9 protein-coding genes are annotated in these 16,382 nt (G+C 46.7%); 2 read left to right on the forward strand and 7 right to left on the reverse strand.

Annotated features, from left to right (window positions below):
- Positions 1-138: 138 nt before the first annotated feature.
- From H7U37_RS04215 to H7U37_RS04225, 3 genes are read right to left on the reverse strand one after another with little or no spacing between them, the layout of a single operon-like run.
- The gene (locus tag H7U37_RS04215) at positions 139-522 is read right to left on the reverse strand and encodes a (deoxy)nucleoside triphosphate pyrophosphohydrolase (protein WP_204873877.1); all 384 of its coding nucleotides are present in this window, start codon (positions 520-522) and stop codon (positions 139-141) included.
- A gap of 5 nt (positions 523-527) precedes the next feature.
- Positions 528-1,088 carry a hypothetical protein gene (locus tag H7U37_RS04220; protein ID WP_204873879.1) on the reverse strand — a complete coding sequence of 187 codons (561 nt, stop codon included), beginning with the start codon at positions 1,086-1,088 and terminating at the stop codon, positions 528-530.
- Positions 1,089-1,100: 12 nt separating this feature from the next.
- Complete coding sequence (locus H7U37_RS04225; protein ID WP_204873881.1) at positions 1,101-4,256, reverse strand: DEAD/DEAH box helicase; 3,156 nt, start codon at positions 4,254-4,256, stop codon at positions 1,101-1,103.
- Positions 4,257-4,510: 254 nt separating this feature from the next.
- On the opposite strand from H7U37_RS04225, the gene H7U37_RS04230 reads away from it, so the two are divergent.
- Positions 4,511-5,158: an alpha/beta hydrolase gene (locus H7U37_RS04230; RefSeq protein ID WP_204873883.1), complete on the forward strand. Its 648-nt coding sequence runs from the start codon at positions 4,511-4,513 to the stop codon at positions 5,156-5,158.
- 17 nt (positions 5,159-5,175) lie between these two features.
- The gene (locus tag H7U37_RS04235; protein ID WP_204873885.1) at positions 5,176-5,868 is read left to right on the forward strand and encodes a hypothetical protein; all 693 of its coding nucleotides are present in this window, start codon (positions 5,176-5,178) and stop codon (positions 5,866-5,868) included.
- Between the two features lie 88 nt (positions 5,869-5,956).
- Here the strand turns inward: H7U37_RS04235 and H7U37_RS04240 are convergent, their stop codons facing one another.
- The 4 genes from H7U37_RS04240 to H7U37_RS04255 are packed head-to-tail and all read right to left on the reverse strand — an operon-like array spanning position 5,957 to position 15,843.
- Positions 5,957-11,218 (reverse strand): DEAD/DEAH box helicase, encoded by a 5,262-nt coding sequence (locus H7U37_RS04240; RefSeq protein ID WP_204873887.1) that lies wholly within the window; start codon positions 11,216-11,218, stop codon positions 5,957-5,959.
- 2 nt (positions 11,219-11,220) lie between these two features.
- On the reverse strand, positions 11,221-12,240 hold the full coding sequence (locus H7U37_RS04245) for a hypothetical protein (RefSeq protein WP_204873889.1): 1,020 nt from the start codon (positions 12,238-12,240) through the stop codon (positions 11,221-11,223).
- A 5-nt stretch (positions 12,241-12,245) separates the two neighbouring features.
- Positions 12,246-14,291 (reverse strand): coiled-coil domain-containing protein, encoded by a 2,046-nt coding sequence (locus H7U37_RS04250; protein ID WP_204873891.1) that lies wholly within the window; start codon positions 14,289-14,291, stop codon positions 12,246-12,248.
- Positions 14,284-15,843: a hypothetical protein gene (locus tag H7U37_RS04255; RefSeq protein ID WP_204873893.1), complete on the reverse strand. Its 1,560-nt coding sequence runs from the start codon at positions 15,841-15,843 to the stop codon at positions 14,284-14,286. The genes H7U37_RS04250 and H7U37_RS04255 overlap by 8 nt, the downstream gene beginning before the upstream one ends.
- Between the last annotated feature and the right edge of the window lie 539 nt (positions 15,844-16,382).

Raw genomic sequence — 16,382 nt, forward strand, 5'->3', positions numbered from 1 at the left:
TCCAAGCAACTTGCTGTCCACAACCGCCGCTCAAACAACTTTCCCATGAGGCCCCTGGGCTGGCTTTCTCCCTCTGAGTTCACTGTCCAATATGTTTGACAAACCTACAAATGGATACTTGACAAGCGGTGACACACATCAAACGGTATTTTTTAGCCGCTGCAATATCTCCGCATCCGCTGGGCAGAACTCATACTGGTCAATCTCATTTACCGTAATCCAGCGAATATCGTTGTGTTCCAGTTTTTGTGGTGTTCCTTCCTGGATTGTAGAATGAAACAATGTCAGGTGGACGGTCAAATCCGGATATTCATGGATAACGTCCATAAACACCTCGTCCACATCCAGCGTGACAGCCAGTTCCTCCTGGCACTCCCGGATGAGCGCTTGCTCTTTTGTCTCGCCTGGCTCCACCTTGCCACCCACAAACTCCCACAGTAGCCCTCTGGCCTTGTGGGCCGGGCGCTGGCAAATCATAAACTTGTCTTGATCCCAGATCAGAGCTGCGACTACTTCTGTCATATATCTTACTTTTGGCTCAGTTCAATTGCTGCGTCTAAGTTGTCTAAAATAAATTGTTGGGCCACTTTGTTATAGACGACCACTGTATAAACTCTGTTTTGTCCTTGACGCTGCTCTAATGTAATTCCCAGCTGTATCCCATTATCAGTTGGCTTTCGAGTTGTCGTTCCATCATCGTTTGTAACTAATACCAGAAAACCTGCCCGTATCAACCAATCTGAGATGAATTTATAATTTAGCTTCTTCATATCTTCCGATTGGATCAACTCATTAATGCGTCTTGTGATCTCACTGATTGGAATCGGAGTTTCAGAGTAGCGAAAATTTTTCCGAGCTTCATAGTCAAGTTGAAACGGCACCTTTGCCGTTTTTGTTTTTCTTTGCGATACGCCTCCATTTTCCACGATCTGCCTCAGAAGATCGGACACATAAAAAAGGCAGCGGGATATTCTAACATTATTTATACTATCAGCGTCTGGAACCGGTTGATCTGTCAATGGATTGATTCCGTTGGCAAGCTTTTCGATATAGGTCTTTGCATAAGCAATTTTCTCCAGTTCGGTCATTCCAATCCCTCCTTATCCCACAACAAGTTTATTTGTCTTCTTCAAAAACTTCGCCGGAATCGGTCGATCCAACTGCCAGGTGATATTCATAGGTCTGCTCCCGTCATGCTTCACATAGTTTGCTGTACCCAGGAAGGTATAGGCCTCAGCGCCTCCTGTGAGCCGGTCCACCTTGAACTCTCGGACAAACAGCAGCACCTTACTTCCGCGCTCTCGATGATGGATGTATCGCTGGCCAGTGGGAGCGTCCGCCGCCGTGGTGCTCTGGCTCTGCCAGTGGAACAGGTTTTCATTGATAGAATAATCGTGATACATGGTGGTGGGCGAATAGTCTTTATCTGCCTTATTCAGTGTCACAAAGAACACATCCAGTTGCTTTTCCGGCAACCACTTGACTCCCTCGCGCACCGTTGCTGGTTTCATGAAATCCATCGCCACCAGCAGTTGGTCACGGGTATAAGTGCAGTGGAGATCCAACGGGCAATCGAAGCCAAGTTCTACTGGCTCGTCAATGAAATCAATCTGCTCATACCGGTACTTGAGCAAATCCAGAAGCTCACCCAGCAGCACCGGGCTGTCCGAGAGGACGTACAGGTTGTCCAGCACCTCATCGGATGCCCAGCTCTCCGCCGCCTTGCCCCAAACAGTCACATAGAACATCTGGAGCATCCGCTGCTCCAGCTCACTCAGTGCTGTAAAGTCCACCTCGTTCAGACGCGGCAGCACATCCAGCAAAAATCGGATCCATCGTCGGGAGTCCACAACGGCCAACCGACCAAGGGCTTTTGTGAGCACCTCCTCCAGTGGTTCGCTAAAACCTGCAATCACATCCGCCCGGGCGCAGATCCGCGAGAAGGAAGAAAACTTGTAAATTGCCCTGGGGTCCAAGTGGTAATAGTCCAGGAAATTTGCCAGGGTCAGTTCCAAACCGCTATCTTCCGCAAAGCTGGCTACCCGAGACACAAGCCCGGCAGTATTGCCGTAGGAAGCGCGAATGTTGTCCAGAATATACTTGGCGGCCTTCTTTTCCAACTGTATATAACACCCTTTAGGTGCAGAAACGAATCCGTCTTTAATTTCTCGAGTTACGCTACGAGTGGTGTTGGACAACAGGGCGGCGAACTTGTCCTCGAAATTGTACTTCTTATTGGCCTGGCCGATGAAGTCCAGCACCGTCAGGCACTCCTTATCCTCCGCAAGCCGCAGGCCACGGCCCAGCTGCTGGAGGAAGATGGTCAGGGACTCGGTGGGACGTAGGAACAGCACGGTGTTGACCTCGGGAATGTCAACACCCTCGTTATAGATATCCACCACGAAGATGAAACGAATCTCGCCACTCACCAGCCGCCCCTTGGCGTCTTTTCTCTCCTCATCGGAGGATTTTCCGGTTAGAAAGATGGACGGAATCCCGCGATCGTTGAAATAGTGACACATAAACTCCGCATGCTCGATAGAAACACAGAAGCCCAGGCCCTTTACCTCATCGATGTCAGTCACATACTTCAAGAGCGAGGACACCACCAAATCGGCGCGGCGATTGGCCACAGCTCCGCTGAGAGTGTATAGATTGGAAAGCTCTCCCTTATCGTAGCCGCCGGCGCTCCACTTCAATGTGTTCAGATCCACCGTGTCGGTGACACCGAAATACTGGAAGGGACACAGCAACTTGCGGTCAATGGCTTCCGGCAGACGAATTTCCGCGGCAATCCGGTTGTTGAAGTAGGGCAGTACACTTTTGCCGTCCATACGCTCCGGGGTAGCAGTCAGGCCCAGGAGAATTTGGGGCTGATAGTAGGACAGTAGCTTCTGATAGGTAGGCGCCGCCGCATGATGGAACTCGTCCACAACGATGTAGTCATAAAAGTCCGGGGCAGTCTTAGCGGTGAAATCCTGAGAGTTGAAGGTCTGAATGGAAAGAAACAGGTGGTCGATACTCTCCGGCCGGTAATTACCCACGGACAGCTCTCCAAAATTGGCGTCCTTCAAAACACCACGGAATGTGTACATGCTCTGCCTTAAGATCTCCTCCCGATGGACCACGAAAAGCAGTCGGCAGGGTTTGCCAGAGTGTTGTTTGCAAAAGCACTTATAGTCCAAAGCGGAGATCACCGTTTTTCCGGTACCGGTGGCTGCTACCACCAAGTTACGAGTATATCCTCGGACAGTACGCTCCGCCTCCAGCTTGTCCAGAATCTCCTGCTGGTAGGAATAGGGAGTGATGTCCATGGTGTAGACTTCGGCGTTATTGGAATCGAAGTATTTTTCCGCCTTTAGTGCCCGGGCCAGCCGCTCCTTCTGATCCTCTGAGTAGTACTCAAACTCGCTGGAATTCCAGTAGCTCTCGAAGGTGGCGGCAATCTTGTCGATGGTCTCCGGCAGATCCCTGCGGGTAACCTTCACATTCCACTCCAGGCCGCTGGAGATAGCGGCGTTGGACAGGTTGGAGGAGCCCACATAGGCGGTGGTAAAGCCGCTATCCCGGTAGAAGACATAGGTCTTGGCGTGGAGCCGGGTGCGCTTGGTGTCGTAACTGACCTTGATTCTGGTGTTCGGTAATGCTCGGAGCTCCTCGATCGCCTTCACATCGGTAGCTCCCATGTAGGAGGTGGTGATGATACGCAGTTCTCCTCCGTTTTGGGTAAACTCCCGCAACTCATCCAGCAGGAGGCGCAGGCCGCTCCATTTGATGAAGGACACCAGCATATCGATGCGGTCGGCGGAGACGATCTCCTTTTTCAACTCTGTGTACATCTGTGGCTCATGAATGGCCCCGGTAAACAGGCTGCTCTGGGCGATGGAGGTTTCCGGCCGGATCAGGTCGGCAGCCGTTTTGCCTACGGCCAGCCGGGGGTCCTGCTCCCGTAAAAGCGCAAGAAGCTGCTCTGCCCGCTGGTCAACACTCAGCGTGGCAAAGTCAGCTTCTTGGGTTGTGTTCTGAATGAGATCTACGATCTTATTGGCGAGACCAATCTGCGTGGAGATGTCTCCACCGTTGTCCAGTACGTTGTCGAGGCCCTTCTGTACCACATCCGCCAGATACTGCGCCAGTACTTTCGATGCCTCTGCCTTGTCAATGGGCGCAACCGATTTGCGGGCGTCAGGAATCTCCGAAAGCTCGCGGTTTAGGGCAGTATTGATAACTTGTTCGTAGAGGCCGGGAGACAGCATAATCGTTCCCTCTTCCAATCTTCTCTTTGGCGATGTATATTGTACTTAGTATAGCTGGAATTACAAAATCCAGCAAGGGCTGATTGGCAAACATCGACAAAGCTGTTCGGCTTTGATCTATCCCATTTCCCATCATTGAGAACCCAGTTTAACATGATATTTGTCCCATAAGCAGGACTATTCTGTGCAAAACTCCCTATCGAAACAGAAAGCGGATGATGTAAGCTGGGTACGCCTTCTCGACCCAAGGCAAAATGGTATCCATTTTTCCATGTCTTGAGGCAACTGTCCCAATTGTCTACCTCAACACCTTTTCTGACGAGGGACGGAAGGTATATGAGGCCGCGCAGGCTGCCGGCTGCCCGCCGTTCACGCTGGTTGCCATCAGTGATTTGGACTGGAACCACGATATGGCGTCCTGGGACAGTCCGCCCGCCTTCAAAAACGCCGAGCCCTGCACCGGCGGCGCGGACGACTATCTGCGGTTGCTGACCAAGGAGATCATCCCAACAGCAGAGAAGGAGCTTGCCGGAGTTCCTTGTTGGCGCGGGATCGCCGGGTACTCCCTGGCCGGGCTGTTCGCCCTGTACGCCCTCTACCAGACGGATCTGTTTTCCCGGGTGGGCAGCATGGCCGGCTCCCTCTGGTTTCCCGGCATGAAGGAGTACCTCTTCTCCAATGAGCCCAAGCGCTGGCCGGACTGCATCTACTTCTCCCTGGGGGACAAGGAGAGCAAGACCCGGAACCCAGTCCTGCGGAGCGTCCGGCAGAATACGGAGGAGATCCAGGCCTTCTATCATGACAAGGGGATTGACACAGTGTTTCAGTTGAATCCTGGCAACCACTACGACCGCGCGGCGGAGCGCACCGCCGCCGGTATGGTGTGGCTGCTGAACAGGTAAGAAAGGTGGAATCCGCTATGGCGACCATTCGATGCCCGCACTGCGGCAGTCCCGTAAAAATCCGGGGCAGCCGGTGGGAGTGCGGATATTGCGGTGACTTCGGCAGCATCTCCTCCCTCCAGCCCTCGGAAAAGGCCAAACTGATGCAGTCAGCCCCGCCCACCGTTCAGGTCACCGTCACAGTGACGGATCCCTCTGCGGAAGAGACGCCACGCCGGTTTTCCCAGGCGGAACTGGAGGACATGGTGCGCCGGTGGGACTTTGACGAAAACGAGTGGGCCTGCCGGGATCTGCTCATAGCCGCCTTTCCCCAGGCGGCCAGCCGCTGGTCCCAGGAGGAACTGGCGGAGATGCACACCATGAACCTCCTGGTGGAAACCGGCCGGCGCGACCCTCAGACTGCCCTTGAGATGGCAAAGCTGCTGCTCAACACGGCGGAGGACCACCTTCAGGACAAGGGAACGGCCAATCAACTGCTGGGCTGGGACCTGTACGATCTGCTGGTCAGCAACGACGTGCTGCCGCTGTTGGTGGAGGATCTGAAGCGGGATGATCGTCTGGCCCGCCAGCTGTTCCAGAGCGCCTATGTGGACCGGCCTCAGGAAAAGATCCTGAACGACTGCGACCGCTTGGGCGAGAAGGAGCTGCAGCAGAAGCTGCTGGAGCTTCTGGACTGCACCCCCTTCCCTCACAACACGATCGAATATTAATAAGTATTTTCGTAACTTCCATCGTGTTTTATATCATAGTATTAGAGAAGCCGCAAATCACTGTTTGGTTGATTTGTGGCTTCTCTAATTATAAATTGTCTAAAATGGTTTTCAACGCATAGGGCTTGGCATATTTCAGATTAGCATCACTCACAAAAATAGTATCTGTCGACGTGGGTTTCGACCACATGGCTGGATATACGATTATCTTTTTCTTACTATACTTTCCCTCCGCAAAAATTGGCGCATGACTAACATCAATGTGTACGCCAGAAATCTGTAGTATCTGTTCCAAAGATTTCAAAAGATGCTGCTGCCCTCCCTGTGGGACCGCAGATACTTTTACTCCTGTTTCTCCCCAGTTCAACAAATCAAGTGCAGCCTTACGATCCAGAACGCTATGGATATATTGATTTCGATAGTGCTTTAGGCACCTGTGGCACGCACTGTCGCAGGTACATCCTTCAAGAAGTTCTCGAGTTTTGGTAAGTAACTGGCGAATGGAGGATTCAATACTAACGGCATAGCCGGCACCACTGGAGAGACTGTCATATAAGTAGATATCAACGAAATCTCCTTTACGATTTTGTCGAACACGAAAACCAGTCACAAGCTCTGTAAATTCAATGTCCAACTCCTGACACGCAGCCAAACGCAAGCCTTCTGCAAGAGACTGTCCAGCACGATTAAGCCAAGAATTCCTGGTGGGATTAATATCGATCTGCTGTCGATCCAAAGCAAATTCCAGGACAAGCATATCTGTAACAAAGTCATATCCAAGATTCACATTGATTGTATCGCTATGTTTGCAACGTGTCTTAATGAATTTGGATCTATATGGACGCAAAATATCCTTAAGGACCGAGGGTTTATCTCCGGGCATTGCAGCACCGCAGTCACAGCAGATTGTGAATCCCTTACCACTAACACCATTGTTAAGCATGATAATTCGCTGATTGGGACGAACCGCCATTCGGACGTTGGCACATCCATTAACCGTCGTAACATCATCTGCATCGGGTAGTGTGGAATATAGAGGTTGCTGAGTTGCTGAGTATTCTTCATTCAATTGTGCCGTTTCAATGGATGTGGCATTTCGTGGTGCGAATCCCCATGGGCGCAGCATTGGCAACATATTTGTCAATGCTTTATTGCCGCAGAAAGGACAAGTATCAGGGTTATCCTCTTCTAAGCCAAACCAACCACACTGACTGCAGGTACGAATGCTTTTTCGGTAGCTTGCATCCTGAATAAATGCTTTGGCTGGAGATGCAGCAGTTCTTTCGCTCCGCTCTCCTCCGGGATAATACAAACCACCAATCTGGTAGGTCGTCTTATCAACAACAATCGCTCTGCCAGGCGCATATTCACCAATTGCAACATCCAACCCTCGTTCAACCTGATATTTTACCTTCCCGCTGACATCGGAAATATATGTGCTAACAACATTTTTGGGGAAAGAATAGGTAGGTATAACACCCTCTTCATAAAGCGCATCCAAAAGCGATTTTTTCCCAGAATCACTGCTATCATCTGTTTCAAACAATTCAGGATGATCATCTCGTTTTTGCTTCAGCGCCGACAGAGATTTTTCAAGTTCATCTTTGTAGCTACCTAATGCACCTTTGGATCCAACGGGCACAAGAATATCATCTTTGCTAATTTCAAAGATTGCCAAAAAGCTGCTGAAAGGCTGTAGGTGTTCATCCAGAAATTCAATGGCGGGAATAGCATCCAAACTGTTAGATTTCTCTCTCAGATAGGTTTGAAGTGCAACCATACCAAGATGTCGCTGGGTGATTTTCTCGCTGCTGATATCAATCCACGGACTTCTGGGATCACCTCTGAACATTGGTACTGGGTTGGAAAAGTACAAGGAATCATGGGGGCCATCCTCGCAAAAAGTAACAATCGTAGACAGACTTGAACCGCGACGGCCAGCACGACCAGCACGTTGCTGATAATTCTCACGCATAGGAGGAATATTGCGCAAACCGACAGCAACCAACGATCCGATATCGATACCTACTTCCATCGTAGTTGTGCTGCTCAGAATATCTACAGGCGCCTCGCCGTTCTGCAAAAAATCCTGAAAGCGAAGTTCATACTGCTCTGTCCTGGACCAGAGTTCATCCCGCTGATCTTTATGGGAAAGTTGTGCAGTATGTTCTTCAGTATCAATTACACGAATGGTGTCACCTTGAAGCGCATCCTCAATGGGCTTACGCCAAAAAGCCAATGCATCAATTTCTTCCGTTGTCATGGGATGAATCTTTTCGCACTGACAACTTGGGCATTTCCCCTTTAATAAATACGGCGTGAGCTCTGAACATCGTTCACAACGGAACCACGTGTGTTCTAAATCAAAACGCGGTTTTATACGAGAAAGATCAATATAATACTTTCCGTTGGAAGACGAACCTTCGTCCATAAATGTTTCCCGCAAAATCTGGCTCCACTTTGCAGCAACGGAATCATTATCGCTCCATCCCATTATTTCGCGGATATCGGTCGAAAACTTTTTGCTCTTATCAATGCCATATCCCACATAGTTTGGCCGCGCTTTTTCACGAATCACATCCGGGATGGTATGTCCAAGAATCACCGAAGTATCACAAGTTGAAAGAATCCATGCATTAAAGAATTCCATGAATTCCTCCTCACTTATTTCGATGCCTGTTTCCTCTAACGCATCAAGTGCATCCCATTTTGCAGCATCCGTAGGCTCTATCCAACTGAGGGCTGAATCAACCAGCGTATTATATCCTCCACAGTAAAAACGAATGAGCTGTTCCTTCATTTGGGTAGGCGCATTATCAATAGTAAAGCGAGGAGTGTACTGTTGCCCACGTTTCTTTGCACGTGTGTAATTCTTCAGTGCCTGTGTTCCATGCTCAATTAACCGTTCTCGTTGTTTTTCTGTCTCGCTATCATGGAAAATTTGAACATGATGCTCTACAGCTACCATTGCAAAGTAGTCATAGAAATAGTTCATGGACTGTTCCGCAACTTCATGTTCCATTCGATCAATGGCAAGCACCGCAAGCTGTCGGGCTGCAGTTATATCAGATGCGTCAGACATATCTCTTGCCAGTTTAGCTGCACGTTGACGGCTATCCGAGAAAAGCAGAACTTTCCGTCCTTCGTTCGGAAGTCGATCGGGATCGCCTGTTTTCCCTGGAACTGCGGGTTGAGCTTGGAATTGTGCTTTAATCAGATTGAAGAAGGACTGGTTGCCTCTTGTACTAAAAGAGGTCAGTTGCATCTTAGATAGTTCATGCCGACAATGTGGACAGGTGGAAAATGTCAGAATATCCGGTCTGGCCTTTGCTGTGAAGCCGCTATAATACAGCTTCCTGATGCCCTGCTTTCCATCCAGGGAATCATCAGAAAAGTCGATGAAGCCGCTTTGAACATCCAAATAGCAAGGCGAAATTTTATTCTGTCCTTGACGTTCCGGCAATCGATAATCTGCGGACGGAATGAAAAGATGTATTTCTTTAACCTCATTTTCATTTATCATACCAGGTTGGTGCCAGAGGTATGTACGTCTTCTGGCTTCAAAATCTTGCTTCAGCACAAAACCTCTGAAGAAAATACTACCGCACCGGCGATCATTGTATAACTCATAAATTGTGCTTCCGCATTCTTTGCAAGTAAGGTTACCATCCGAAAAATAGACCTCACCCAATGTTAATCCGTTTTCCGTGTGTGAATGAGGACATTCTGGATTAGTACAAGCGTAAACGCCCTTGATTCCACGAAAAAGCATATGTATTCTTGCCGGAAACAAAACGCTTCCACTTTCGTTTCGCGCCAAAGGTGCGATCGAAAGCATAACACTGACAGCGTGCAGGGCATCTTCTGAACTATTATCAGGAAAGATAGACTCCGCTAATTCTTGTAAAGAGACTGCTGTTCCGCGGCAAAGTTTGAACATTTGGCAGAATGGTACATAGTCTACCAAATGGTCGTATAGCCATTGGTATGCATCTTCAGAGGAAACGAATGGAGCAGGACTATTGGCAATACCTGTCCAAAATCCATTGAGTGCCATAAGGCGCTCCGGATCATCGCCTTCAAACGCATCCGGAATAGATTTTTTAAATTTACTGAAGGGAATATGAACTGCGCTTCCGCTGCCTATTTCCTCTCGTTCGCCAGTGAGATAACAGAACGGATGCATGTCGTCAGATGCAGTCAATTCATTTGCAAATGTCCTGACGGCCAACCTGTCATTCTCGTCATTGTTGGGCATACTTGCAGTAGTCAATATAAATTGAACTCTACTGCGATCAATGCCCAAACGATGGAATAAACGCCGGATGAGCAATGATACCTCGCCGCCTGCAGAACCACGATACATATGCGCTTCATCGATGACGAATAGAAGCTTATTATTCGGATCTACATTTAGCCATGCCTGAGTATCTGACCATATTTTATGCTCTCTTGGCCGAAGAAGCATATATTCAAGCATGGAATAGTTTGTAATCAAAATATCGGGGCAGAATTGCTGCATTTCAAAACGAGTTACCAGTTCTGCATCCTCATCGTTCGGAATATGTTTTCCGTTATAGAGTTTTTCAAGGAATTCATCAAAATTTTCTTTGGCCGGTAGTTTTCCGTCCTTAATTAGTTTCTCTAAAAAGGCTTTTTCTTCGTCGCTTTCTGGATTGACCATACGAGAATATGTTGCCGCAAGTGAACGGTCCTCACTACGTCGGGGCTCCTTACCTGCATAAGGAGTTCTGCCGGTATACATGCCGAATTGAGGGCGGCGGGAATTATTTCCACAGGCGGTGCGGAATATATTTATAAATCGGTGGTTTGGATCACCAATCAAACGACGCAAACGACTAATCTGGTCAGAAACCAGAGCGTTCATAGGATACATGATAATCGTTCGGACACCACGCATAGCCCAGCTATCAGGGTTATTTCTTGCTTCTGAAGCAAGTTTTGCCATCAAGGGCCACATAAAGCATTCCGTCTTACCAGAGCCTGTACCTGTTGACACAAACAGATCCTTACCCTCAAATGCCGCTTCCAAAGCGGAAATTTGGTGACAGAAAGGTGATGGGTATACGCCAAGATTGGCATCTGATAGCGCCTTAAAATAGTCTTTCAACCAATCAGGTAACTTGGGAGATAACTGGATTCCGTTTGTCGTACTCTTGTAAGCAGGTGATGATTCAACATACGGTTTTTGATAAAGAACACCTTCTTGATTTAGCTTGTTTTGTGCAGCAGACAGCAAAATAGGTGACTTCCCAAAATATTGCGACTTTATATAGTTTTCCAGAGCTTCACGCAGTTGCAAGTGAACTCCGTTTGCACCATTGGACATAATCATTCCTCCACAAAGCAGTAACCCATTGATTCCAACTCATGTTTGAACATAGGATAGATTTGCCTTGCCATCATTCTTGTAAAGACTTGGGGCGTTTTTGATGTAAAATCATATCGCACAGGCCAGCTATAGAGTTTGAAGAAGTTTTCTTCCGAAGGTGGCAGACGATAGCCAAGTTTGATTTCTATCAGACTTCCCTTTGCCTTCGTTTTGATTTCTGGAAGTGTTCCATGTTTTTTTAGAAGTGATATTGCAATCCTTCTATATTCGCCGTGGTTGCCTGGAACATTTGAAAAATAGTCCCGCATTCTCCATTCTGGAATCGGTGTATTCAGAAATACCCCATTACTGTATCGATAAAATACAAAAATTTTATTTGGTTCACCATATCTTGCAAGGGATATATGGTCATTTTTTTCGGGAATCTGTTGCCAATACCCCCATTTAAATGGAGGATCAAGCCGCAGAAACTCTGAGTTATCTGGCCATTCTATTTGTTCCCATTCGCAATGCGCCAACAGTTCTTCGAGATAGCTTTCAAACGACTGCTTCTGCAAACCAAACATTGATGATATTGTCCTGTCGGAAGTTGAAGTTTGAACGGAATAGAAACCCAATCCGCTCATAAATAACTTCAAGTCAGGTGAAATACCTCTGTGAAGAACAAGATCCCCATTTCCTCCAGTTGCAAGAGCGGCTGGGGATATTTGATAAGCGGAATGATAAAAGAACCCATTTCGCAGATAGATAGAGTACATTTCCTCAATCAAATCCGTCTTGTCATGCGGGAGGAGAAATCCAATCTTCGGATAAATGCCTTCATAAGCATCAAAAATCTGGCCAATTCTGCTTTTGAAGTGCTGAATAGAAACTGAACCTCCATCCTCGGTGTGATCCCAAAGCGAAGCGAGAGCCATTTGCCCAGCAACACTATAAACGACCCGACAAACCCATTCGTTGTCATCTGACTGCGGAATATTTAATTGCCTTCCAATTGAAACAATTAGGTCGTTTATCATATCGTTCACTCTTCCTCAATATATCTTGCAACTTCAGCTTTTACCGAACTGGAGATTCCGCTCTCGCCTTCAATAACATCCTTTAAGACATCCAATCTCCCGGTAAGTACGCAGAGAGGAAGCACACCAAAGAGCAGTTCCAAGTCCTTATCTTTTGCGGGATTCTCCAAAATGCATTTTGCATCGGACAGGACACGGGTTAACTGGCCCAATAGGAGTTTGCTAAGGCCCAAACGCTTAAATGCAGATATCCGGAGAGACTGTTTTTCCTCAGAAACATATGGTTGGAACTTCTCAGCGCGTTTACTTGGCCATGTCTCGAGAGCAGGTAAACTTCCTATAAAACATTCACTCAGGACGGGGAGCATGTAATTATAAAGGCCTTTCGGCTCAATAAGCATATCCTCGACATATGGATGGGTCCAGATTATCTGCTTTTTGAGTCTTGTAAACTTCTGCGGTAATGCATCCGTCCACCCTTTTCCGAACATATTTTGAACCGACACAATAGAATCGTCAGCCTCGCTGATTCTTTCCACTATAGAAAGGTCACATTCATCTCCTAAAGTCAATTGTCCTGCTCCGTTTGCGTACATCGAAACAGACAGCACCTCAGCAATATCCTGTCCCCCAGGGCCTGCAATCAAAGTTGGCACATTGTTGATATGGGTTGCATACAGAAAAGCAGTGAGCATTGAGCAGAAGTCTGGTTCAATGCCCAACGCACATGACAAATTCTGATAGATTGCATCATATTCATTGCGCCAGCTTTCTGCGAGTTCAATATCCTCATCAGAATATTGGCCACTGGTACTGCTGTATTGCCATGAGGCAGGGGGATTCCCATACGGCAAGGTTGCATTTGACTGAGGCAGAAAAACAGAAATATCAGCAATGAATCCTGCCATATCTTTTTGCGCGTCAGCAATTTTCTGGCGCACTGCGACCAGCGTTTCTTTTCCAATCGATTCATATTGCGCTATCTCTGCAAGTAACCGATCAAGTTCACCTTGTTTTGTGGCAATTTCTGCAAGTAGTTCACTATGCTGCTTTTTTGCAATGGATATTGTTTCTTCCATTTCTGAAACTTCTGCCTCAGCTTTGGAAATTTCAGCAGCATGAGAATTATGCCATTCCACGGATACGGCTTTTTCGCATAATTCTCTTAATTCATCGTGATTCTTTGCAATTTCAGCCAACACATTAACATCGATATCGCCGACTTTAATCAATGCATCTGCTCGATTAACAAAATCATCAACTGTCTGTTTTGCTTGGTCCAGAGTACAATTTAGTTTTTGAACAATCGCGTCGTACAAAGATTCTCCGCAAATCTTCTCAAGAAGAAGTTTGCAATGTTTCCATTCAGCCTTGGTGGCACCAATACACTCCTTAAACAAAGGCCATGTGGTGCGTTCAAGAATGAGCGTGCGAATAACCTCGTCTGTATTTCCTATTGAAACATATCCAGAAGGCTCTCCCACCTGAAGTGTTTTTAGAAATCTTAGGTTACGATCATCCCAATTATAGATATCCCCGGAGGAAATTGTGTAGCTTGGCAGGGAGTAGACAGTTTCCGAAAGTTTTGCACATCGATCCGAAATGTTGAACTCATTTGCACGACACAGTACGCCTGCGAACTGCCCCCATTTAGGTTCATAGCAAAAAAGTGTATCGCAAAAGTAAGCTTGTGTACGAGCAGTTCCATTCTGAAGTTGTTCAACCACTTCGTCTAAAGACTTTGCCATAAGAACTACTACACGTACCGGCGAGTAGTCTTTGACATAGTACGACTGGACATAGTCAATTGCTGGGTTATCCCTATTAGGAATTGCTGTCCACTCCCAAATACCGACCGTTCCAAGCGCAGTAGGCCCATCGTTGCGGTACAGTCTATCTCTGTTTTCAAAATAGTTATCCGTCCGTTCCGACTTGAATGGTGTATGTAAAATATCATCTTCCACATCTGCTAAACGGTTCAGCCATATACGCCCTTCGTAATCTACTGTAATGTAGCACAGTGATGTGAAGGAAACTTCATTGTCAATCATCATTATCCCTCCCAGGATTATTTTGAATGGTTTTCCTGAGCAAATTTAAAGCTGTACGGGAAATTTCGCCTCGCCGCAAAGCCTTGCAGAGCCATTTTTGCGTTTGGGGATATTTCGAGAATTTACTGACAAAACTTCCAACTGCATGCGTTACAGGAATCATCGGGCCAGAGCAAGAACTCAATTTTTTGACAAGCACAGCATCCAGCAACATAACATCCATGTTGACGGTTTCCTGCTCAAAACGAATGGAGCGAATGTAGTCGCAGCCTTGATAAAAATGTATCTCTGTGCCAAATGATAGTTCGTCGATTGTTAAATGCTCCTCGCCAGAAAGCTTGTAGATATATTCAGTCTTACCATTTCTTTGAACCACAGCCTTCCCATCATACGGGCAAGAAACTGATATGCACTTTAATTTGGGGAGTTTTGCATAGCTCTCTTCATTCAGCGTGTTGCCAGAATGGTCAGATATGATTATTGCTGGTAACGGTGCCTTTTTGCGCAAGGGTTGCTTTACCAAATAGGAGAATCCCAAGGCTCCAGATTTGCCAAGTGAGATTAGCTGTTCTCTTTCCCTTGTACAGAGCTTGTATAATTTCCCGTCTTGAGTACCCAGCACATTCGCAGTTGCGGGATATGATTTCAGTTCAGCATCATCACCGCATAAATAGAAGTAAAACTCCGCTGAGTTGTGGTATATAAAATATGGGGCCTGTATGTATGCTGGCCAGATAGGATAGAATTTTGTTGGTTTTTCGGTCAAGAAAATAGCATATTTAAGAAAAAACTTTGCGGAGCGTTCTGAAAACCTTTTAATACGAATTTTATATAAATACCAACTATTGAAAGAGTTTGCGCGCGTTTTGGCTATTTCCATTGCTTCGATATCTGCAGGGAAAGTATATATTGGATGTCGTTGCAATAAATAATAGAAATTTCCGGCATACGCCTTTCCGCCAGATTGGAGAATCTGGCCAGTTCGTCCGTCAAAGAAGGAGCCGGCCTGATTAATTCCCGGTATATTATCGGACCAAAATCTTCTTAATTCGGGATTAGCATTTACATATTCAACACAGTAAATCTGGCTTGGAATAGAGCCAACACTCAAGTAGGTGGTTCCTATCCGCTCAATTCGTTCAAACGAGTATTCATAAACTTGGTGTGAATCTCCGGCTATCTTAATTTTGTCGCAGTGTGCCTTGTGGTCTGGAGGGTAGAAGAACCCTAATTGTAGAGAAAACATCGATCCTGTTACAACAAGACGCAAAGGCATTATATGGCTGTTAAGTGCTCGCAGCGATCGGCCGTAGTTTGGATCAAAAGAAGCTTGGCGTTCGTCGCATTCTTTATTGGGAGATGCCGGATCATGACGGAAGTGTTGAACATTCATACCAGGGGCGGTAAGTAAAACATTTTGTGCGCATAATTCACACACAAAATGGCCACTTCGTGCTGACGCACCATAGGGATACATCTTGCAAGCATCTTCTACCGTGATACGACGATATCCAATTTTAGAATCCCACACGCATACATGAGTTAATGGCATATACGATCATCCTCTGCATTTTTACAGCAAATTCGAATTGTCCAGGAATGTACGCAATTCAATAAATTCATTAGCGATTGCCCATTTGTGAGCGGTTTCTATTAGGTAGTAATAGAAGACACATTTCTCATTTTAGTGATACTTCCTATGCATTATGTGTAGCCGTGATACAGGACTCCGTTTTTTAAAATCTTAAGCACTACTTTTAATATTTATTTTATGATACGACACAATATCTGTTTTTTCAATATAATACGCATCAGGCTGTATTCTTTGTATAGGCGTGTTAAAAATTGATACGCCTGACTCGAAAAAAACTCTTGCTTCTCGGCCTCTGCAGAGGTACAATACCCCAAACCTGAACATGAAAAAAGAGCCCTTCTGAACAGGCGGTGGCAGCGGATGCCGCGCCTGGTCAAGAAGGGTTCTTTGACCACATGTTTGACCACAGACAGCGTCGGAACACTCGGAAACAGTGGAATTAAGGGCACCAAAGAGTGAGTAAAATGTAGCGAAAAGGGTTGAAAACCATTAGAAAG

It is taken from the genome of Pseudoflavonifractor phocaeensis (assembly GCF_016901735.1).
In the GTDB taxonomy this organism is placed as follows: domain Bacteria; phylum Bacillota; class Clostridia; order Oscillospirales; family Oscillospiraceae; genus Pseudoflavonifractor_A.

What these genes read in the sequence shown, in the direction of transcription:
- H7U37_RS04220 (WP_204873879.1), bottom strand. Translation starts at nt 1,088, where the DNA reads ATGACCGAACTGGAGAAAATTGCTTATGCAAAGACCTATATCGAAAAG.
- H7U37_RS04235 (WP_204873885.1), top strand. Translation starts at nt 5,176, where the DNA reads ATGGCGACCATTCGATGCCCGCACTGCGGCAGTCCCGTAAAAATCCGG.
- H7U37_RS04230 (WP_204873883.1), top strand. Translation starts at nt 4,511, where the DNA reads ATGGTATCCATTTTTCCATGTCTTGAGGCAACTGTCCCAATTGTCTAC.
- H7U37_RS04255 (WP_204873893.1), bottom strand. Translation starts at nt 15,843, where the DNA reads ATGCCATTAACTCATGTATGCGTGTGGGATTCTAAAATTGGATATCGT.
- H7U37_RS04215 (WP_204873877.1), bottom strand. Translation starts at nt 522, where the DNA reads ATGACAGAAGTAGTCGCAGCTCTGATCTGGGATCAAGACAAGTTTATG.
- H7U37_RS04240 (WP_204873887.1), bottom strand. Translation starts at nt 11,218, where the DNA reads ATGTCCAATGGTGCAAACGGAGTTCACTTGCAACTGCGTGAAGCTCTG.
- H7U37_RS04245 (WP_204873889.1), bottom strand. Translation starts at nt 12,240, where the DNA reads ATGATAAACGACCTAATTGTTTCAATTGGAAGGCAATTAAATATTCCG.
- H7U37_RS04225 (WP_204873881.1), bottom strand. Translation starts at nt 4,256, where the DNA reads ATGCTGTCTCCCGGCCTCTACGAACAAGTTATCAATACTGCCCTAAAC.
- H7U37_RS04250 (WP_204873891.1), bottom strand. Translation starts at nt 14,291, where the DNA reads ATGATTGACAATGAAGTTTCCTTCACATCACTGTGCTACATTACAGTA.